This window comes from Micromonospora sp. NPDC023633 (assembly GCF_040640035.1).
Lineage (GTDB): Bacteria > Actinomycetota > Actinomycetes > Mycobacteriales > Micromonosporaceae > Micromonospora.
On record NZ_JBFABB010000034.1, the window covers coordinates 1 to 19921 of the forward strand.

The following is a 19921-nucleotide window of genomic DNA, read 5'->3' on the forward strand; positions in this document are numbered from 1 at the left end:
CCGGCCGGTGTGACCCGGCCGGCGGGCGGGGCGCTGACCGCCCGGTGTGCGGCGCTGCTGCATCGTCACACCCCTCCCCCGAGGCCTCGCGCGTCTCAGGCGGAACGGTAGCGCGGGAAGGCGCCCGCTCCGGCGTACCGCGCCGCGTCGGCCAGCTCCTCCTCGATCCGCAGGAGCTGGTTGTACTTCGCGACCCGGTCCGAGCGGGCCGGGGCGCCGGTCTTGATCTGGCCGCAGCCCGTGGCCACCGCCAGGTCCGCGATGGTGGTGTCCTCGGTCTCGCCGGAGCGGTGGCTCATCATGCACTTGAAGCCGGCCCGGTGGGCCAGGTCCACCGCGTCCAGGGTCTCGGTCAGCGAACCGATCTGGTTGACCTTGACCAGGACGGCGTTGGCGGCCTTCTCGGCGATGCCGCGGGCGATCCGCTGCGGGTTAGTGACGAACAGGTCGTCGCCGACGATCTGGACGCGGTCGCCGAGCGAGGCGGTCAGCGTCTGCCAGCCGATCCAGTCGTCCTCGGCCAGCGGGTCCTCGATCGACACGATCGGGTAGTCGCCGGCGAGCTTGGTGTAGTAGTTGCTCATCTCCTCGGCGGTCTTCGCGGTGCCCTCGAAGGTGTAGGTGCCGTTGTCGAAGAACTCCGTGGCGGCCACGTCGAGCGCGAAGACGATGTCGGTGCCGAGCCGGTAGCCGGCCTTCTCCACCGCCTCGGCGATCAGGTCCAGGGCAGCGGCGTTGGTGGGCAGGTTCGGCGCGAAGCCGCCCTCGTCGCCGAGGCCGGTGGAGAGCTCCTTCTTCTTCAGCACCGACTTGAGCGCGTGGTAGACCTCCGCGCCGGAGCGCAGCGCCTCGCGGAAGCTGGGCGCGCCGATCGGCGCGATCATGAACTCCTGGATGTCGACGTTCGAGTCCGCGTGCGCGCCACCGTTGAGGATGTTCATCATCGGCACCGGCAGCAGGTGCGCGTTCGGGCCGCCCAGGTAGCGGAAGAGGCTCAGCTCGGCGCTGCCGGCCGCCGCCTTGGCCACCGCCAGGGAGACGCCGAGGATGGCGTTCGCGCCCAGCTCGGACTTGCTGTCGGTGCCGTCGATGTCGAGCATCTTCTGGTCGATCAGCCGCTGCTCGCTGGCCTCGTAGCCGATCAGCTCGTCGACGATCTTGTCCTCGATGTTCGAGACCGCCTTCTCGACACCCTTGCCCTGGTAGCGGTCGGCGTCACCGTCGCGCAGCTCGATCGCCTCGAAGGCGCCCGTGGAGGCGCCGGAGGGCACCGCCGCCCGGGCGATCGTGCCGTCGTCGAGCCCGACCTCGACCTCGACGGTCGGGTTGCCCCGCGAGTCCAGAATCTCCCGCGCGACGATTCCCTCGATGGTTGCCACTGAGTCGCTCCTCGTTAGTGTGTTCCGGTCCGGTGTGGGCCGCGACGGTGCGGCTGAGGCAGTTGTTGAACGCAGCGTATCGGGCGACGCTCGGACGCGGGCGGTCCGGGCGCTCGTCGGCCCGGCCCGAAACCTGCCTCCGGGCAATGCTTTACACGGACATTCCCGGATTCTCGTGTCTCAACCGGCAACGGGTTTGCGCGCGGTTGACCCGATCGGCCAGGCTGGTCGCCATGCCCGCCGCCTCGACCACCCTCCGCATGCTCGCCGTGTCGGTCATCGCGTCGCTCACGGTGACCGGTTGTCAGACCCTCGACGACGCCGGCCGGGCGATCGGGCGGGCCGACCTGGTGAACGACATGGCCGCCCGGCTCGACCGGGCGCTGGAGCTGACCTACTCCGCCGACTACCAACTCCCCGGCGGGCAGACCGCCACCATCGCCCAGGCCCAGGACCCGGCCCGCTCCGCGTACACCTGGCCCGGCGGCAAGCTCACCGTCACCCCCGAGGCGACGACCCGCTGCGAGACCACGGCCGGCCGGGCGACCTGCACCCTGGAGGCCCCGCCCGCGCCCAACGCGAAGCCCACGGTGGCCATGTTCACCGAGGCCAAGCAGCGAGGGCTGGTCACGCCGCCGATCGTCGTGGGGCTGCTCACCACCGCCGCGCTGGACCCGGAGGCGGTGATCGCCCAGAGCGACACCACCCTCGCCGGCCACCACGCCACCTGCGTGGACGTGGAGCAGTCCGCCGGCGACTTCACCGCCTGCGTGACCACCGAGGGCGCGCTGGGCAGCTTCACCGGCCAGGTCGACGGCAGGCAGGTCGAGCTGGCGCTGAGCCGCTACCGCGAGACGGTCGACGGCACCGCGTTCGACCTCCCGCCCGACGCCGGCGTCGTGGACCGCCGCCCGGCCAACTCGTGACGGACCCCGCCGGCGGGTTCGTGCCCGGAGCCGACCGGAGCGCCGCGCCCGCGCCCACCGACCTGGCCGTGCCGGTCGCCGGGCGCAAGCTGCTGACCACGCCCGACGGCGGCTTCCCCCGGGTGGGCGACCTGCCGGACTACACCGCGTGGGTGCCGCTCGGCACGCTGGACGGCGTGCCCGCCTGGGCCGCCGACCTCGACGGGGCCGAGGACCGCCCCGGACGTGGCTGGGCCTCCCTCGCCGCCGAGCTGCCCGGTCCCCTCGCCGCGCTCGCCGGCCGGGCGCTGACCGTGGTCACCTGGCGGCGCACCCACCGCTGGTGCGGCGCCTGCCGCGCGGAGCTGGCCGACGTGCCGGGCGAGTCGGCCCGCCGCTGCCCCGGCTGCGACCTGTACGTCCCCATCCGGCTCTCCCCGGCGGTGCTGGTGGCGATCACCCGCCCGGGACCCGCCGACCGCCCGGCGGAACTGCTGCTGGTGCGGCACGCGTACGGGCCGACCGGGATGTGGGCGCTGGTCGCCGGGTTCGTCGAGGCCGGCGAGACGCTGGAGGCGGCGGCCCACCGCGAGGTCGGCGAGGAGGTCGGGCTCGCCCTCGACCGGCTGACCTACTTCGGCAGCCAGCCGTGGGCGATGTCCGGCCCCGGCGTCCTGCTCACCGGCTTCACGGCCACCGCCGCCGACGCAGGCGCCGAGCCGGTGGTGGACGGGCGGGAGCTGACCGAGGCGCGCTGGTTCCCCCTCGACGGGCTGCCGGCGGAGCTACCGCCCGCGTACTCCATCTCGCGCTGGCTGATCGACGCGACGGTGACCTCCGCGCGGCGCTGAGCCGGCGCCTGTCAGCAGGGGCCCTGCCTCATGCGCCGAGCAGGGTGCGCAGGTGGCGCGGGGGCGGGCAGTCGTGGGCCAGCATCGCGTCGTGCCAGTCGCGCACCGACACGTCGGCCGGGCGGGCGGCGGCGATCGCGGCCATCTCGCTGTAGCCGACGAAGTACGTGGAGAGCTGCGTCGAGGTGAGCAGCGCACGCCGCCACTTGCCGGCCGCCTCGCCCTCCTCCTGGAAGCCCCGCCCGGTCATCAGCGCCATCGCCTCGGCCTCCGGCAGCTCCTCGCAGTGCACGAGCTGGTCCAGCAGCGCGTTGATGGTCATCCGGAGCTGCATCTTGAGCTGCTGCAACCGCACCGGCAGGCCGCCGAAGCCGAGGCCGGCCATCAGCTCCTCCGTGTAGACCGCCCAGCCCTCGATGAAGGGCCCCGACTCGGTCAGCGCGCGGACCCGGGTGGGACCGACGTGCCGGCGGGCGTGGGCGAGCTGGAGGAAGTGCCCCGGCATCGCCTCGTGCACCGTCAGGTTGCGGATCATGTGGTCGTTGTACTCCCGGTAGAACGACTCGACCCGGTGCGCGGGCCAGTCCGCCGGGGTGGGCGCGATGCAGTAGAAGGTCGGCACGTCCGCCGTCTCCAGCGGGCCGGGCGAGTCGCAGTAGGCGACCGCCACGCCCCGGGCGAACTGGGGCATCTCCTGGATCACGCACGGGTCGTCGACCAGGGTGATCAGGTCGTGGGCGCGCACGAAGTCGGTCGCCTCGTCCAGGGTGACCGAGGCGAGGTCGACGATGGTGTGGTCGTCCGGGTGCTCGGCGGCCAGCAGGTCCAGCGCCCGGCGTACCGTCTCGTCGTCCGCCGCGCCGCCCACCAGCTCGACGGCCGCCGCGCGGATCTCCTCGCCGACCCGGTCCAGGTTGGCCCAGGCCCGGCGCTGGATCTCGGCGGCGCCCAGCTCGGTGTCGAGGGTGTGCCAGAGCCGCGCCTCCCAGCGGCGACGGCCCAGCCGCGGGTCCCGCCCGGGGCCGGCGTCGGCGGCCAGGCCCTGACGCAGCCACGCGACGAACTCCTCCAGCGCCGCGATCGCCGCGGTGGCCGCCGGCTCGACCCGGTCGTACAGGGCGGGGGCCTGCGCGAGCAGCGCCGGCACCTCGTCGCGGATCAGCGCCGCCGTGCCGGTGAACTGCCCGACCGCCGTCTCGGCGTGGATCCGCGGCATGTCGCGCAGCGTCGCGCGCGCGGTCGCCAGCGCGTCCGGTACGGCGGCGAGCCGGCCGGCCAGGCTGGTCAGCCGGACGTCGACCGGGGCGTACGGGCGGGCGAGCAACGCGTGCAGCAACGGCCCGGGGTTGTGCCGCAGCGGGTCCCACTCGTGCGCGCGGATGTCGCTGAACTCGAACAGCTCCCGGTCCACGAACGAGGTGAGCAGCGCGTGGTCGACGCGCTGCTCGACGTCCAGGGCGTCCGGGTCCAGCTCGGCGAGCGCGTCCGCGGCCTCCTTGAGCATGGCCTGGTCGGCCGCGACCGCCTCGGCGGAGAGGTCCGGCAACCGGTCGTCGTACCGGTGGTCGCCGGTGGAGGTCGCGAGCCCCGGACGGCTCTCCAGCAACGCGTCGACGATCCGCTCCGCGAGCGGCACAAACGATTCCACCCGCCGACCCTACCGGCGTTCGGCGGTCCTCACGGCGTCCGCGTAGGCGAGGGCGGCGCGGCGCAGGGCCGCCTCCGGGTCCAGGCCCGCCTCGCGGGCCGCCGCGACCGTGGCGAGCAGGCTCGCGCCGAGCCGCGCCTCCGGGTCCACCTGAGACTCCGCGAGGGGCGGCGGTACGGCGAGGCCGACCCGCCCGGCGCGCTCCAGGATCTTGGCGGCCAGGGCGAGGGCGGGCTGGCTCAACGCGATGCCGTCCAGCACCGAGTCACGCGCCTTCTCGGCCCGCTTGATCCGCTCCCAGCTGGCTTCGATCTCCTCCAGGGTGCCCGCCGCCGCGTCGGCGAAGACGTGCGGGTTGCGCCGGACCATCTTGTCGACCAGCCCGCCGGCCACGTCGTCGACGGTCCACCGCTCCCCCTCGGGCAGCTCCTCGGCGAGCCGGGCGTGCAGCACCACCTGGAGCAGCACGTCGCCCAGTTCCTCGCGCAGCGCGTCGGTGTCCCCGGCGTTGATCGCGTCGTACGCCTCGTAGCACTCCTCGATCAGGAAGCCGGCGAGGCTGCGGTGGGTCTGCGCCCGCTTCCAGGGGTCGCCGCCCGGCGAGGCCAGCCGGTCCATCACCGCCACCGCGTCGAGCAGCCGGGCGCCCGGCGGGTCCCAGGAGCCGTACATCAGCTCCAGCTCGGCCAGGCCGGGCTCGCGCGCCAGCCGCAGGCCCAGCTCCCGGGCCAGCGACTCGTCGCCGGCCGGGCCGGCCAGCCACACCGCCACGCCGTGCGCCGCCGCCGCGTCGAGCAGCGCCTGCGTCGCCGGGCCGTCGACGACCGTGACCTCGGCGCCCGCCGTGCGGACCGCCGTCGCCAGCTCGCTCTCCGCCCCGGCCAGCACCGGATGCCCGCGTACGACGTCCCAGGCGGCGGCGGTCAGCAGCCCGGCCGGCAGCCGGGGCGAGGTGACGAGCAGGACGATCCGCGCGGGCATGCTCAGCTGTCGGTCCCGCCGGCCGCCTGCGGTGCGCCGGTGGGCAGCGGATCCGGGGTGGAGACGTCGGTGACCGCGTCGGAGCCGGCCTCGCCCAGCGGCACGCTGACCGCCGGCGCGTTGCCGGAGAAGCTCAGCACCGGGAACTCCAGCGGGCGGTAGCGGGGGTTGACCGTCACGTCGTAGGCGGCGACCGCCTCGGCCAGCGACTTGCGGGTGGCCAGCGCGGTGCGCAGCTGCTCGCCGTCGAGCTGGCGGGCGGCCGCCTCGTCCGGCACGTCGGCCGGGATGGCGCCCGCCTTGCGGCCCGCTGCCACCACGTCGGCCAGGTCCTGCGCGGTCGGCTCGGCCGGCGCCCCGGTCGGCACGCCGGACAGGCAGTTGTAGAGCTCGGCGACCTGGCGCACGTAGCCGGTGTCGGGCGTGAGGCCGAACTGCTGCGCGAGCTGCTCCGGCGCCACCTGCCCGCGCGGCTGGTAGTTCTTCTCGGCGGAGACCCGCTCGCAGACCTCGGCCAGCACCAGCACGCTGACGACCTGGCCGCGCCCGGGCAGCTGCGGCGCCTGCGCCGGGGGCCGCCCGTCGGGCGCCTCGGGCTGCCCGGTCGGTGCCGGGTTCTTCGCCCGCAGGTCGTCGACGACCCCGGTGACGGCATCCTCGGTGATCCGCAGGTCGCCGACGTAGGCGGCGACACCGGGCTCGGCACGGCAACCGGAGAGGGCGACGAGGCCGAGCGCCACGCTGGCGACGGCGGCAAGACGGCGAGCACGCATGACGGTCACTCTCTCATGCCGCCCGGGGCCCGCGTGACGCCGCCCACCTGTCTGGCCACGCACGTCCGGCCCTCACCGGGCGGAGGCTCCCGCCATCGCCGGCTCGCCCAGGACGTCGGAGAGGAGCTGGGCGCACCACTCCAGCAGGGCCTGGTCGCGCAGCGGCTCGCCGCCCACCCGCCGGGTGCTCGGCCGGGGCACGCTGACCTGGTCGAGGGCCTGCTTGTAGACCGAGTCCGGGTGGTAGCGCTTGAGCCGCAGCTGCTTCGAGTCGGGCAGCGGCAACGGGCCGAACCGGATGTGCTTGCCCTGCATGGAGACGTCGGTCAGGCCGTAGCGGCGGGCCAGCAGCCGGAACCGGGCCACGGCGACCAGGTTCTGCACCGGGGCGGGCGGCTCGCCGTAGCGGTCCGTCATCTCCGCGACCACCTCGCGCAGTCGCTCCTCGTCGCGGGCCTCGGCGAGCTTGCGGTACATCTCCAGACGCAGCCGCTCGACGCTCACGTAGTCGTGCGGCAGGTGCGCGTCGATCGGCAGGTCGACCTTGACCTCGGTCTCCTCCTCCGGGCGCTCGCCCTTGAACGCGGAGACCGCCTCGCCGACCATCCGCACGTAGAGGTCGAAGCCGACGCCCTCGATGTGCCCGGACTGCTCGCCGCCGAGCAGGTTGCCGGCGCCCCGGATCTCCAGGTCCTTCATCGCCACGTACATGCCGGCGCCCAGCTCGGTGTGCTGGGCGATGGTGGCCAGCCGCTCGTGGGCGTGCTCGGTGAGCGGCTTCTCCGGTGGGTAGAGGAAGTAGGCGTACGCCCGCTCCCGGCCCCGGCCGACCCGGCCGCGGATCTGGTGCAGCTGGGCCAGGCCGAGCAGGTCGGCCCGCTCCACGATCAGGGTGTTGGCGTTCGGGATGTCGATGCCGGACTCCACGATCGTGGTGCAGACCAGCACGTCGAACTCCTTCTCCCAGAAGCCGACCATGACCTTCTCCAGGGCCTCCTCGCCCATCTGGCCGTGCGCCACCGCGACCCGCGCCTCGGGCACCAGCTCGCGCAGCTTCCGGGCCGTCTTCTCGATCGACTCGACCCGGTTGTGCAGGTAGAAAACCTGCCCGTCGCGCAGCAGCTCGCGGTGGATGGAGGCGGCCACCTGCCGCTCGTCGTACGCCCCGACGAAGGTGAGCACCGGGTGCCGCTCCTCCGGCGGGGTGGCGATGGTCGACATCTCCCGGATGCCGGTGATCGCCATCTCCAGGGTGCGCGGGATCGGGGTGGCCGACATGCTCAGCACGTCGACCGAGGCGCGCATCGTCTTCAGGTGCTCCTTGTGCTCGACGCCGAAGCGCTGCTCCTCGTCGACGATGACCAGGCCGAGCGACTTGAACCGGGTGGCCGCCTGGAGCAGCCGGTGGGTGCCGATGACGATGTCGGCGGTGCCCGCGGCGGCCATCTCCAGGGTTCGCTCGGCCTCCTTCGGCGTCTGGAAGCGGGAGAGCTGCTTGATGGTCACCGGGAACTGGCTCATCCGCTCGGCGAACGTGTTGTAGTGCTGCTGCACCAGCAGCGTGGTGGGCACCAGCACCGCCACCTGCTTGCCGTCCTGCACCGCCTTGAACGCCGCCCGGACCGCGATCTCCGTCTTGCCGTAGCCGACGTCGCCGCAGATGAGCCGGTCCATCGGGACGGTCTGCTCCATGTCCCGCTTGACCTCCTCGATGGCGGCGAGCTGGTCCGGCGTCTCCTGCCACGGGAAGGCGTCCTCAAGCTCCCGCTGCCACGGCGTGTCGGGGCCGAAGTTGTGCCCCTTGGAGGCCTTACGGGCGGCGTAGAGCTGGATGAGCTGGGCGGCGATCTCCTTGACCGCCTTGCGGGCCCGGGCCTTGGACTTCTGCCAGTCCGAGCCGCCCATCTTGTGCAGGGTGGGCTGCTCGCCGCCGACGTAGCGGGAGAGCTGGTCGAGCTGGTCGGTGGGGACGAAGAGCCGGTCGCCGGGCTGGCCGCGCTTGCTCGGGGCGTACTCGATGACCAGGTATTCCCGGGACGCGCCGTTGACGGTGCGCTGCACCAGCTCGACGTAGCGGCCGATGCCGTGCTGCTCGTGCACGACGTGGTCGCCGGCCTTGAGCTCCAGGGGGTCGATCGTGTTGCGCCGCCGGCTCGGCATCCTGCGCATGTCCCGGGTGGAGGTGCCCCGCCCGCCGGTGACGTCGTTGCCGGTGAGCAGCACGAACCGGGACGCCTCGTCGACGAAGCCGCTGTTCAGGCTGCCGCAGGCGACCAGCACCTCGCCGGGGGCGGGCGCGGTCGGGATCTCCTCGGTCAGCCGCGCGCCGAGGCCGGCGTCGCGGAGCACCTCGACCGCCCGCTGGGCGGGGCCGTGCCCCTCGAAGACCAGCGCGATCGACCAGCCCTCGCCCGCCCAGCGCGTGAGGTCGTCGACCACCCGGACGGTCTCGCCGTGGTAGAGCGGGGCCGGCTGCGCGGCCAGGGTCACCGCGATCGCGTCGTCGGGGGTGACGTCGGCCGCCTCCGGCCCGTCCTCCCAGGGCTGCCGCTCCGGAGCCGCGTCCGCCTCCACCAGGCCGAACGGCGACAGCGTCCACCAGGGCTGGCGCAGCTTCGCCGCGACGGCGCGTACCTCCGCCAGGGTCTTGAAGGCGGCGGCGCCGAGGTCGACCGGGGCCTGGCCACCGACGGCGGCCGCGGCCCAGCTCGCCTGGAGGAACTCGTCGGAGGTACGCACCAGGTCGTGCGCCCGGGTGCGGATCCGCTCCGGGTCGCACAGCAGCACGTGGGTGCCGGCCGGCATGGCGTCCAGCAGCAACTCCATCGAGTCGGCGCCGATCAGCGCCGGGGCGAGGGACTCCATCCCCTCCACCGGGATGCCCTCGGCCAGCTTGTCGAGGATCTCGGCCAGCTCCGGGTGCTCCTCGGCGAGGGCGGCGGCCCGCTTGCGCACCGACGGGGTGAGCAGCAGTTCCCGGCACGGCGGCGCCCACAGCTGCGGCACCTGCTCGATGGTGCGCTGGTCGGCGACGGCGAAGGTGCGGATCTCCTCCACCTCGTCGCCCCAGAACTCGACCCGCGACGGGTGCTCGTCGGTGGGCGGGAAGATGTCGAGGATGCCGCCGCGCACGGCGAACTCGCCCCGCTTGGTGACCAGGTCGACCCGCGCGTACGCCATGTCGATGAGCCGGCGGGCGACCTCCTCCAGGTCGGCCTCCTGCCCGGCGGCCAGCTGCACCGGCTCGAGGTCGCCGAGCCCCTTGAGCTGCGGTTGCAGCAACGACCGGACGGGCGCCACGACCACCCGCAGCGGGCCGGTGCGGCCGTGCGCGTCCGCCGATCCGGGGTGCGCCAGCCGGCGCAGCACGGCCAGCCGCCGGCCGACCGTGTCGGAGCGGGGCGACAGGCGCTCGTGCGGCAGCGTCTCCCAGGACGGGAACACCGTCACCTGCTCGGGCGGGAGCAGGCTGCCCAGCGCGGCGGCCAGGTCGTCGGCCTCCCGGGTGGTGGCGGTCACGGCGAGCACCGGACGACCCGCCCCGCCGCCCGACCCGCCGTCGCCGGCCTGGTCGGCCGCGACCGCGGCGACCGCGAACGGGCGCAGCGCGGGCGGTGCGGTGATGTCGAGGCCGTCGACCTGCGCGGCACCGGAGCGCGCCAGGTCACGCGCCCGGGCCAGCCCCGGGTCGGCCAGGGCGGCGGAGAACAGACCGGTGAGCATGAGATCACTTCCAGCGGATGACACGACGATCACCCCTCGCCCGGCTGGACGGGGGGTCCACCGGTCGACACTATCTCTCCGGTCGGACGAACCACCCCCGCGTAGGTTGGATCCTCGACAATCCGCGCAGGGCCACCCGAGGGGAGAACGGATGCCTGAGGGAATCGGCAGCGACCCGCGCCGGAAGACCACGCCCGGCCGGTGGCGGGTGCTGGGGCATCCGGAGGGGATCCTCATCTACGAGGTGCGCTGCATCGTCGAGAGCCACGGCTGGACCGAACCCGCCGTCGAGAGGTTCCACAACCTCATCCTCGGGCGGTCGGGGGCGTACCGGCGGCGGCTCAACGGTCGTACGGCGTTCTCGGACGCCACCTCGGTGCTGCTCACCCGCCCGGGCGACGAGATGTCCGTGTCCCACCCGCTGGGCTGCGGCGACTCGTACACCTGCGTGCAGGTCGACCCGACGGTGCTGGCCGGTCGCCCGGACGGGGCGCGCTGGCTGGAGACCGCCGGCTGGGAGGGCACCTCCGACGCGCCGCTCGACCTGGCACACCGGATGCTCATCGCGGAGTTCCGGCAGGGACTGGACCACTTCGAGATGGCGGAGCGGCTGCACCGCTTCCTCGACGGGGTGCTCCACCTCGCCGACGCCCGGAGGGAACCGCCGGGGACGGACCTCGAACGCGCGGTCGGCCGGCGGCCCGCCACCCAGGCCGCCCACCGTCGCCTCGCCGACCGGGCCCGCGAGGTGCTCACCGCCGGCGACTACTCGCTCGGCCTCGACGAGGTCGCCCGGGAGGTGGGCGCCTCCCCGCACCACCTGAGCCGGGTGTTCCACCGGGTCACCGGCAGCAGCCTCACCGCCTACCGCAACCGGCTGCGGGTCCGGGCGGTGCTGGACACCCTCGCCGAGGCGGACGACCGGCCGCTGCGCGCCGTGGCGGCGGAGCACGGCTTCGCCGACCAGGCCCACCTCACCCGGGTGGTCCGGGACCACGTCGGCCACCCCCCGGCCCACCTGCGCCGCCTCCTCACCCACCCCCGACCGGCCTGACGCGGGCAACCGAGCATCGATGTTCAAGACCAGGGGCCGCCCGGCGACCGAGGATGGAATCCGTCAGCCGGGATCGAGCCGCCGGATCGGCGGCCGCGGGGTGCGCGGACCTGTTCGGGGAGGCCCGCAGCTCCACCCGACTGCGACCTCGGCGACGCCCGAGGTGCCGTCGCCGCCCGCCGGCGGTGCCGTACACCCCCTGTACGGCACTCCGGCGGGCGCGTCAGCCCGGCGGGAAGGATCTTGACGGGGCCGGTCGGCCGTGATCGGCTGCGCTGATGGGCAATCAGTGGCGGGCACAGTTCGACGCGGAGGTCACCTTCGCCAACGGCGGCGGGCTGCGGACGGACGGGTTCCGGCTGGACATCCCCGGCCGCGACATCGCCGACGACGAGCTGGCGGCGCTCTTCGTTCGACACCTCGGGCTGCTGATGGTGGCCGAGGTGCGGATCACCGGCCGGACGATCGTCGAGGAGCCGCACAAGGGCGGCCGGGGCGTGGCGGCCGGAGCCGACCCGCACGGCGTCTCCCGGCGACGGCTGGTCGAGCTGAGCCACGTGGTCACCGACGGCATGACCACCCTGCCGGGCTGGCCGGCGCCGCGGATCACCGAGTGGCTGACCCGGGAGGCGTCCCGGGCCACCTACGCCCCCGGCACGGAGTTCCAGGTGGGGCGGATCGACATGATCGCCAACACCGGCACGTACGTGGACACGCCCGCCCACCGCTTCGCCGAGGGCGCCGACCTCGCCGCCACCGGGCTGGACCGCCTCGCCGACCTGCCCGGCGTCGTGGTCCGGGTGCCGGCCGGCACCCGCGCGGTGGACCGGCTGCTGCTGGCGCCGTACGAGGTCGCGGGGCGGGCGGTGCTGCTGCACACCGGCTGGTCGACGCACTTCGGCACCGACCGGTACGGCGCGCCGGAGGCGCCGTACCTCACCGGGAACGGCGCCCGGGCCCTGGTCGACGCGGGCGCCGCCCTGGTCGGCATCGACTCGATCAACATCGACGACATGAGCCCGGCGGCGGCCGGCGAGCGCCCGGCGCACAGCGCCCTGCTGGCCGCCGGCGTGCCGATCGTGGAGCACCTGACGGGGCTCGACGCGCTGCCCCCGACCGGCTTCCGGTTCACGGCCGCCCCGCCCATGGTGGCCGGCATGGGCACCTTCCCGGTCCGGGCGTTCGCCGTGCTCGACCCCGCCTGACCGACCGCGGACCCGGCAGGGGCGGGGCGCGCGCGAGGGGTGGGTCAGTAGCGGACCGAGACGCGGCGCTCGACGGCGTCGACCCGGATCTCGCCGCCGTACGGGACGATCAGCTGCGGGTCGGTGTGGCCGAGGTCGACGTCGAAGACCACCACCGCGTCCGGGCGGTAGGCGGCGAGCGCCCGGGTGACCGCCTCCCGCTGCGCCTGCGCCCAGTCCCGCCGCTCGTCGGGGGTGTGCGGCCGGTCGAAGTCCCACGCCTTCGGCCGGCCGACGAGGACCGCCGGGAAGCCGGCGAGCAGCCCCCGCTCCCCCATGTTGCGCAGCATCCGGAACACCTCGGTGGCCGGGGGCAGTTCCTCCGAGGTCTCGACCATCAGCACCGACCCGGCCAGGTCCCCGGCCGCCGGCACCCGGTCGGCGGCCAGCAGCCAGTGCAGGATCTCCAGGTTGCCGCCCCAGGTGCGCCCCTCGACGACCGTCGACGGCCCCTGCCAGCGCCAGCCCTCGCCCGGGAGCATCTCCGGCTCGTCGGCCAGCGTCGCCGGGTCCCGCCAGTCGTTCGGCCGGTCGCCCCACTGCGGGGCCGGGGCCAGGTCGTACCAGCCGGAGGTGAAGAGGGCCGCGCGCAGCGAGTCGAAGGTCAGCGGGTGCGGGCTGCCCGACCGGCCGAGGTGCACCAGCACCGACCCGCCGTGGTACGACACGACGCCCAGCCGGTACAGGTGGTTGAGGACGTTCGTGTTGTCGGAGTAGCCGAAGTACGGCTTCGGGTTGGCCCGCAGCACGGCGTCGTCCAGGTGCGGGGTGACCGTGATCAGGTCGTCCCCGCCCACCGTGGCGAGCACGGCGCTGATCGTCGGGTCGGCGAAGGCGGCGGTCAGGTCCCGGGCCCGGTCGCGGGGGTCGGCGTCGAGCACCCGGGTGGTCGGGTACTCCACCGGCTCCAGGTCGAACTCCTCGCGCAGCCGGCGCAGCCCCAGCTCGTACACGTGGGGGAAGATCGCCGGCAGGCCGGCGGAGGGCGATACGACCGCGACCCGGTCTCCCGGTCGGGGCTTGGGGGGATAGTTCGGCGACGTCATGACCGGACGCTACCGAGCGGCGGAACCGGTTTTCCCGGGTCGCGAAACGCCACGTACCGGGCATGAGCCACCCTAGGCTGACGGCGTGGACCAGGAGATCCGCGACAGGCTGCCGCGTACCGCCGCGCTGCTGCTCGGCACCCTGGTGCTCGCCACCGCGTTCATCACCGCGTACGTCGGCGCGCTGCACCGGCCCACGCCGCGCGACGTGCCGGTGGGGGTGGTGCGCGGAGACCAGAAGGCGGAGGCCCTCCTCGCCGCCGTACGCAACCAGACCGACACCCTCGAAGCGGTCGGGTACGACGACCCGGAGGCCGCCGACGACGGCCTGCACACCCGCGAGGTGTACGCGGTGCTCGCCACCACCGCCGAGGGCGGGCTGGTCCTGACCACCGCCAGCGCCGCCGCGCCGGCCGCCACCGACGTCGTCGTCCAGGTGCTCGGCACCGCCGCCCGGCAGGCGGAGATGCCGCTGCGGGTCACCGACGACGTGCCGGTGGCCCCGACCGACCCGCGCGGGCTCGTGCCGTTCTACCTGGCCGTCGGGTACGTGCTGGGCGGCTACCTCGCCGCCACCGTGCTCGGCCTGGGCAACGGCACGGCCCCGCGCAGTCTGCGCCGCGCCGGGCTGCGGATCGCCGCGCTGGCCGCCTACAGCCTGGTGCTCGGGGCCATCGGCGCGGTCGTGGTCGGGCCGGTCCTGGACGTCTGGGACCACGATCTGGTGGGCGTCGCCGCGAGCGGGGCGCTGGCGGTCCTCGCGGCGGCGATGATCGCCTCGGCGGTGCAGGGCTGGCTGGGGCTGTTCGGCACCGGGCTGGTGATCCTGCTGCTGGTCGTGCTCGGCAACCCCGGTTCCGGCGGCATCTACGCCCCCGAGTTCCTCCCCACCTGGCTGCGCGGCATGCACCGGTGGAACGTCCCGGGGCTCGCCACCGACCTGCTCGAATCCGTCGTCTACTTCGACCGCCGGTCGACCGGCTGGCCGCTCGCCGGGCTCACCATCTGGGCGGCGCTGGGCGTGGCGGGTGTGCTCAGCGCCACGCCGTTCCAGGCCCGCCGCCGCGCCGGCCGCCGCACCGCACCCGCCGCCACCAGCGAAGACGCGCCCGGCGCCGGCTGAGGCGCGAGGAAGGGGCGCCTCCCGCGCCACGGGCGATTGCAAGGGTCCCCTCCTTCTCGGCGGGGGACGCGGATACGATCCAGGGAGTCGGACAGCGCTGTCCTTCGTACTCGCGTAAGGAGCGCATCGTGACCGACCAGCACGACCACGACGGCCCCGACGCCGCCCTCCGGGCCGACATCCGTCGCCTCGGCACCCTGCTCGGGCAGACCCTCGCCCGCCAGGAGGGCCGGCCGCTGCTCGACCTCGTCGAGGAGATCCGCGCCCAGGTGCGCTCCGACGCGCCCGCCGCCGCGCAGCGCCTCGCCGGCCTGGACGTCACCACCGGCACCAAGCTGGCCCGCGCCTTCTCCACCTACTTCCACCTGGCCAACATCACCGAGCAGGTGCACCGGGCCCGGGAACTGCGCCGCCGCCGGGCGGTCCAGGGCGGCTGGCTGGACCAGGCGGCCAAGATGATCGCCGAGCGCGGGGTGCCGGCCGAGGAGATCGCCGCGGCGGCCCGGCGGCTGGCGGTACGACCCGTCTTCACCGCCCACCCGACCGAGGCGGCCCGCCGGTCGATCCTGTCGAAGCTGCGCGCCATCGCCGACGAGCTGGACACCGAGACCGCCAACGCGATCCTCTACGGCGCCAGCGACGAGGGCCCGGCCAACCGCCGCCTCGCCGAGCTGCTCGACCTCATGTGGCAGACCGACGAGCTGCGGCTGGACCGGCCGGACCCGACCGACGAGGCCCGCAACGCCATCTACTACCTGCGCGACCTGTACGCCGAGGCCGCCCCGCAGGTCCTCGACGACCTCGCCGACACGCTGCGCACCCTCGGCGTGGAGACCTCCCCGACCGCCCGGCCGTTGTCCTTCGGCACCTGGATCGGCGGCGACCGCGACGGCAACCCGTTCGTCACGCCGGCCGTGACCCGCGAGGTGCTGACCATCCAGCACGAGCACGGCATCGCGGCCACCGAGAAGGCGATGGACCACCTGATCGACGAGGTGTCGGTGTCCCGGCGGCTGCGCGGGGTGTCGCTCGACCTCTCCGCCAGCCTCGCCACCGACCTGGACGCGCTGCCCGAGGTGGCGGCCCGGTTCCGCCGGGTCAACGCCGAGGAGCCCTACCGGCTCAAGGCCCGCTGCGTGAAGGCGAAACTGGCCAACACCCGGCAGCGGCTGCGCCAGGGCACCGCGCACGTGCCCGGGCGGGACTACCGCGGCTCCGCCGAGCTGGTCGCCGACCTGGAGCTGCTGCGCGCCTCGCTGGCCCGCAACGCCGGCCAGCTCACCGCCGTGGGCCGGCTCGCCTCGACCATCCGTACGGTCTCCGCGTTCGGGCTGCACCTGGCGACCATGGACGTCCGGGAGCACGCCGAGGCGCACCACGCGGTGCTCGCCCAGCTCTACGCGGCCGTCGGCGAGGTCCCCGACTACCCGTCGCTGAGCCGGCTGGAGCGGACGAAGCTGCTCGCCGACGAGCTGACCGGCCGCCGGCCGCTCTCCACGCTGGACACCCCGCTGACCGAGGCGACCCGCAAGACGTTCGACGTGTTCGGCACCATCCGCGAGGCGCAGGACCGGTTCGGCAACGAGGTCATCGAGTCGTACATCGTCTCGATGACGCTCGGGGTCGACGACGTGCTCGCCGCGGTGGTGCTGGCCCGCGAGGCCGGCCTGGTCGACGTGCACAGCGGCCGGTCCCGGATCGGCTTCGTGCCGCTGCTGGAGACCCCGTCCGAGCTGAACGCCGGCGGCGAGTTGCTCGACGAACTGCTCTCGCTGCCGGCGTACCGGGCGCTGGTGGCGGCGCGGGGCGACGTGCAGGAGGTGATGCTGGGCTACTCCGACTCCAACAAGGAGGCCGGCATCACCACCAGCCAGTGGTCGATCCACCGGGCCCAGCGCGCGCTGCGCGACGTGGCCGCCCGGCACGGCGTGCACCTGCGGCTCTTCCACGGTCGCGGCGGCACGGTGGGTCGCGGCGGCGGGCCGACGCACGAGGCGATCCTGGCCCAGCCGTACGGCACCCTGGACGGCGCGATCAAGGTGACCGAGCAGGGCGAGGTCATCTCCGACAAGTACTCCCTGCCGTCGCTGGCGCGGGAGAACCTGGAGCTGACCCTGGCCGCGGTGCTCCAGGCCACCCTGCTGCACACCGCGCCCCGCCAGCCCGCCGAGATGCTGGAACGCTGGGACGCCACGATGGAGCTGGTCTCCGACTCGGCCTTCCGGTCGTACCGGTCACTGGTCGAGGACCCGGACCTGCCCGCGTACTTCTGGGCGTCGACGCCGACGGAGCTGCTCGGCGCACTCAACATCGGCTCCCGGCCGGCGAAGCGGCCGAACACGGGGGCCGGGCTCGCCGGGCTGCGCGCCATCCCGTGGGTGTTCGGCTGGACCCAGACCCGGCAGATCGTGCCCGGCTGGTTCGGGGTCGGCTCCGGCCTGGCCGCGGCCCGGGAGGCGGGGCTGGAGGACGTGCTGGCCGAGATGCACCGCAACTGGCACTTCTTCCGCACGTTCCTGTCGAACGTCGAGATGATGCTCACCAAGACCGACCTCAGCATCGCCCGCCGGTACGTCGAGACGCTGGTGCCGAAGAAGCTGCACCCGATCTTCCACAAGATCGAGCAGGAGTACGAGCTGACCAAGCGGGAGGTGCTGGCGGTGACCTCCTCGCCGGCCCTGCTGGAGAACTCCCCGGTGCTCCAGCGCACCCTGGCCGTCCGCGACACCTACCTGGAGCCGTTGCACCACCTCCAGGTGGCCCTGCTGCGCCAGTACCGGGAGTCCGGGGCGGCGGGCCGGGCGGTGGCCACCGCGCCGGGCGGCCGGCGGGCGCCGAGCGACGGTACGGCGCTGGAGCGCGCGCTGCTGACCACGGTCAACGGCATCGCCGCCGGCATGCGCAACACGGGCTGAGACGTGCGGAGGGCACCGTCCTGACGCTTCTCGCGCAGGAGGGTGCCCTCCTCGGCGCGGCAACCGGCGGTCCCGGCCCGCGCCGTCGGCCTACCAGTCGCCGCCGCCGCCGCCGAAGTCCCCGCCACCAAAATCGCCACCGCCGAAGTCGCCGCCGCCGAAGTCGCCGCCGACCTCACCGCCCTGCTCGCCGTAGCCGGAGGCGTCCCCGAAGCCCTCCTGGTAGCCGGCCTCGTAGCCGTATCCGGGATCGCCGAAGCCGGGCGAGAAGAGCGCGTCGGCGATCAGGATGCCGCCGAGGACCCCCGCACCGGCGCCCAGCGCGGTCTTCCACCACGGGGTGGAGTACCAGCCCGCTGGCACGGGCCGGCCCTGGTAGCGCCCGCCCGGGTAGTAGTAGGGGGTGTCCCGGCCGGGCTGCGGGCCGGCCTTGAACGTCTGCCCCTGCACGTCGACCTGACGCTCCCGGGTGAGCTGTCCCACGCCCTGCGCGGCGGCCAGCGGGGGCAACTCGGGGCCGGGGTCGATGCCGAGCGCCACCCGGGCCGCCCGCGCGTAGGTCAGCCCCTCCAGCGCGGTCTCCCGGGCCAGGCGGTACTGCTCGACGCTGCGGGCCTGCTCCAGCTGGCTGCCGGCCGCGTTGTAGCGCTCCCCGGCGTCGACCAGCGCCTGCCGCACGGCCGGGTGGTCGCCGTGCAGGTTCATCACCTGACCGCCGAGGCGCTCGTACCAGCGCTGGGCGTCGGCCCGCACGTCGGCGAGGCGCCGGGCCTCCCGGGCCGCGCTCTCCCGGCGCCACCAGAGGAACGCGCCCACCAGCAGCACCACGAGGATGAGCAGCGGCAGATATCTCATGTCTGCGACGTTACCCAGGCCGTGCCAGCGGCACGCCTCCGATCGGCGCAGCGCGGCCCCATCCGGCGGGCAGGGCCGGCACCGCCGGCGGAGGTCCGCTGAGAGCGGCGCGGCGGCGGGCGGCGCGCCGGTCTGGCAAGCTCCGGGGGTGGACTTCTCGACGCTGGCCGTGGTGATCGTCTGCCTCGCCGCCGGGGGTGCGGCGGGCTGGTACGCCGCCCGGACCCGCTCGGCGACCGAGATCGCCCGGCTGGACGCCACGCTGCGGGCCACCCGGGAGGGCGAGGGCCGTCTGGAGCAGTCCATGCGGGCGCTGAGCTACGAGGCCACCGCGCAGTCCCAGGAGGCGGTGGCCCGCGCCGTCGCCCCGCTGCACGACACGCTGCGCCGCTACGAGCAGCGGGTCGCCGAGCTGGAGCACGACCGGGTCGACGCGTACGCCGAGCTGCGCGAGCAGGTCCGTGCGATGAGCACGGTCTCGGGCGAGTTGCGCACCGAGACGAAACAGCTGGTGGCCGCCCTGCGGGCACCCCAGGTGCGGGGCCGCTGGGGCGAGCACCAGTTGCGCCGGATCGTCGAGGCGGCCGGCCTGCTGGAGCACTGCGACTTCTCCGAGCAGGTCACCGCCGCCACCGACCACCAGGGGGTCCGCCCCGACCTGGTGGTCCGGCTGCACGGCGGCCGGTCGGTGGTGGTGGACGCCAAGGCGCCGTTCGACGCCTACCTGACGGCGATGGAGGCCCGCGACGAGCGGGGCCGCGACACGCACCTCGACGCGCACGCGAAGCACCTGCGCGCGCACGTGGACGCGCTGGCCGCCAAGACCTACTGGGCCGCGTTCGACAGCACGCCGGAGTTCGTGGTGCTCTTCGTGCCGGCCGACCCGTTCCTCGACGTCGCGTTGCAACGCGACCCGACGCTGCTGGAGCACGCGTTCGCCCGCAACGTGGTGCTGGCGACCCCGGCCACCCTGGTCGCGCTGCTGCGTACGGTCGCCTACTCGTGGCGGCAGGAGGCGCTGGCGCGCAACGCGGTGGCGGTGCACTCGCTCGCCCGGGAGCTCTACGGGCGACTGTCGACCCTGGGCGAGCACGTCGGCAAGCTCGGCGCGTCGCTCGGCGGCGCGGTGACCGCGTACAACCGGGCGGTCGGGTCGCTGGAGGCGCGCGTGCTGGTCAGCGCCCGCAAGCTCGCCGAGCTGGGGGTCTCCGACCAGGAGCTGGCCGCACCGGCGCAGGTTGAGCTGACCCCTCGTCAGCCGCAGGCTCCTGAGCTGCTCGAAACCGCCGAGGCCGAGTCGACGACCGGACGGTCGACACTGGACTGACGACCGATACCTACCACCGCCGATGTGACAATGGACATCCACTCATGTCACGAAGTGGTCACAACGAACTCGGCGGTAGTGACAGTGACCAGCGACA

Annotated in this window: 14 protein-coding genes; 7 read left to right on the plus strand and 7 right to left on the minus strand. The window is 74.3% G+C overall.

The genetic code is table 11. From position 1 onward, the window contains the following. Positions 1-95 precede the first annotated feature (95 nt). On the minus strand, positions 96-1379 hold the full coding sequence (eno, locus tag AB0G13_RS13340; protein WP_357873190.1) for a phosphopyruvate hydratase: 1284 nt from the start codon (positions 1377-1379) through the stop codon (positions 96-98). 233 nt (positions 1380-1612) lie between these two features. Here eno and AB0G13_RS13345 point away from each other — a divergent pair, with 233 nt between their 5' ends. Together AB0G13_RS13345 and nudC are read left to right on the plus strand one after the other, a co-directional pair. Then, positions 1613-2305, plus strand: coding sequence for a hypothetical protein (locus AB0G13_RS13345; RefSeq protein ID WP_357873193.1), 693 nt, complete (start codon positions 1613-1615; stop codon positions 2303-2305). Continuing rightward, positions 2302-3135 carry an NAD(+) diphosphatase gene (gene nudC / locus AB0G13_RS13350; RefSeq protein WP_357873196.1) on the plus strand — a complete coding sequence of 278 codons (834 nt, stop codon included), beginning with the start codon at positions 2302-2304 and terminating at the stop codon, positions 3133-3135. The genes AB0G13_RS13345 and nudC overlap by 4 nt, the downstream gene beginning before the upstream one ends. A 28-nt stretch (positions 3136-3163) precedes the next feature. Here nudC and AB0G13_RS13355 read toward each other — a convergent pair whose 3' ends face one another. From AB0G13_RS13355 to mfd, 4 genes are all read right to left on the minus strand, one after another. Further along, complete coding sequence (locus AB0G13_RS13355) at positions 3164-4783, minus strand: DUF885 domain-containing protein (protein ID WP_357873198.1); 1620 nt, start codon at positions 4781-4783, stop codon at positions 3164-3166. Between the two features lie 9 nt (positions 4784-4792). After that, a complete protein-coding gene (locus AB0G13_RS13360; RefSeq protein WP_357873201.1) occupies positions 4793-5764 on the minus strand; it encodes a nucleoside triphosphate pyrophosphohydrolase in 972 nt (323 codons plus the stop codon). Positions 5765-5766: 2 nt separating this feature from the next. Then, positions 5767-6537 (minus strand): hypothetical protein, encoded by a 771-nt coding sequence (locus tag AB0G13_RS13365; protein WP_357873202.1) that lies wholly within the window; start codon positions 6535-6537, stop codon positions 5767-5769. Positions 6538-6609: 72 nt separating this feature from the next. Further along, on the minus strand, positions 6610-10260 hold the full coding sequence (gene mfd / locus AB0G13_RS13370; RefSeq protein WP_357873205.1) for a transcription-repair coupling factor: 3651 nt from the start codon (positions 10258-10260) through the stop codon (positions 6610-6612). A 151-nt stretch (positions 10261-10411) separates the two neighbouring features. Here mfd and AB0G13_RS13375 point away from each other — a divergent pair, with 151 nt between their 5' ends. Together AB0G13_RS13375 and AB0G13_RS13380 are read left to right on the plus strand one after the other, a co-directional pair. Then, complete coding sequence (locus tag AB0G13_RS13375) at positions 10412-11314, plus strand: AraC family transcriptional regulator (RefSeq protein WP_357873208.1); 903 nt, start codon at positions 10412-10414, stop codon at positions 11312-11314. Positions 11315-11592: 278 nt separating this feature from the next. Then, the gene (locus AB0G13_RS13380) at positions 11593-12519 is read left to right on the plus strand and encodes a cyclase family protein (protein ID WP_357873211.1); all 927 of its coding nucleotides are present in this window, start codon (positions 11593-11595) and stop codon (positions 12517-12519) included. Positions 12520-12563: 44 nt separating this feature from the next. Here the strand turns inward: AB0G13_RS13380 and AB0G13_RS13385 are convergent, their stop codons facing one another. Beyond that, positions 12564-13604 carry a S66 peptidase family protein gene (locus AB0G13_RS13385; protein WP_357873213.1) on the minus strand — a complete coding sequence of 347 codons (1041 nt, stop codon included), beginning with the start codon at positions 13602-13604 and terminating at the stop codon, positions 12564-12566. Between the two features lie 85 nt (positions 13605-13689). On the opposite strand from AB0G13_RS13385, the gene AB0G13_RS13390 reads away from it, so the two are divergent. Both AB0G13_RS13390 and ppc read left to right on the plus strand, forming a co-directional pair. Then, a complete protein-coding gene (locus AB0G13_RS13390) occupies positions 13690-14727 on the plus strand; it encodes a hypothetical protein (RefSeq protein WP_357873216.1) in 1038 nt (345 codons plus the stop codon). 128 nt (positions 14728-14855) lie between these two features. After that, positions 14856-17642: a phosphoenolpyruvate carboxylase gene (gene ppc, locus AB0G13_RS13395; protein WP_357873219.1), complete on the plus strand. Its 2787-nt coding sequence runs from the start codon at positions 14856-14858 to the stop codon at positions 17640-17642. Positions 17643-17732: 90 nt separating this feature from the next. Here ppc and AB0G13_RS13400 read toward each other — a convergent pair whose 3' ends face one another. Further along, positions 17733-18497: a hypothetical protein gene (locus AB0G13_RS13400; protein ID WP_357873221.1), complete on the minus strand. Its 765-nt coding sequence runs from the start codon at positions 18495-18497 to the stop codon at positions 17733-17735. A 148-nt stretch (positions 18498-18645) separates the two neighbouring features. Here AB0G13_RS13400 and AB0G13_RS13405 point away from each other — a divergent pair, with 148 nt between their 5' ends. Then, positions 18646-19824 (plus strand): DNA recombination protein RmuC, encoded by a 1179-nt coding sequence (locus AB0G13_RS13405; RefSeq protein WP_357873224.1) that lies wholly within the window; start codon positions 18646-18648, stop codon positions 19822-19824. Positions 19825-19921: the final 97 nt, after the last annotated feature.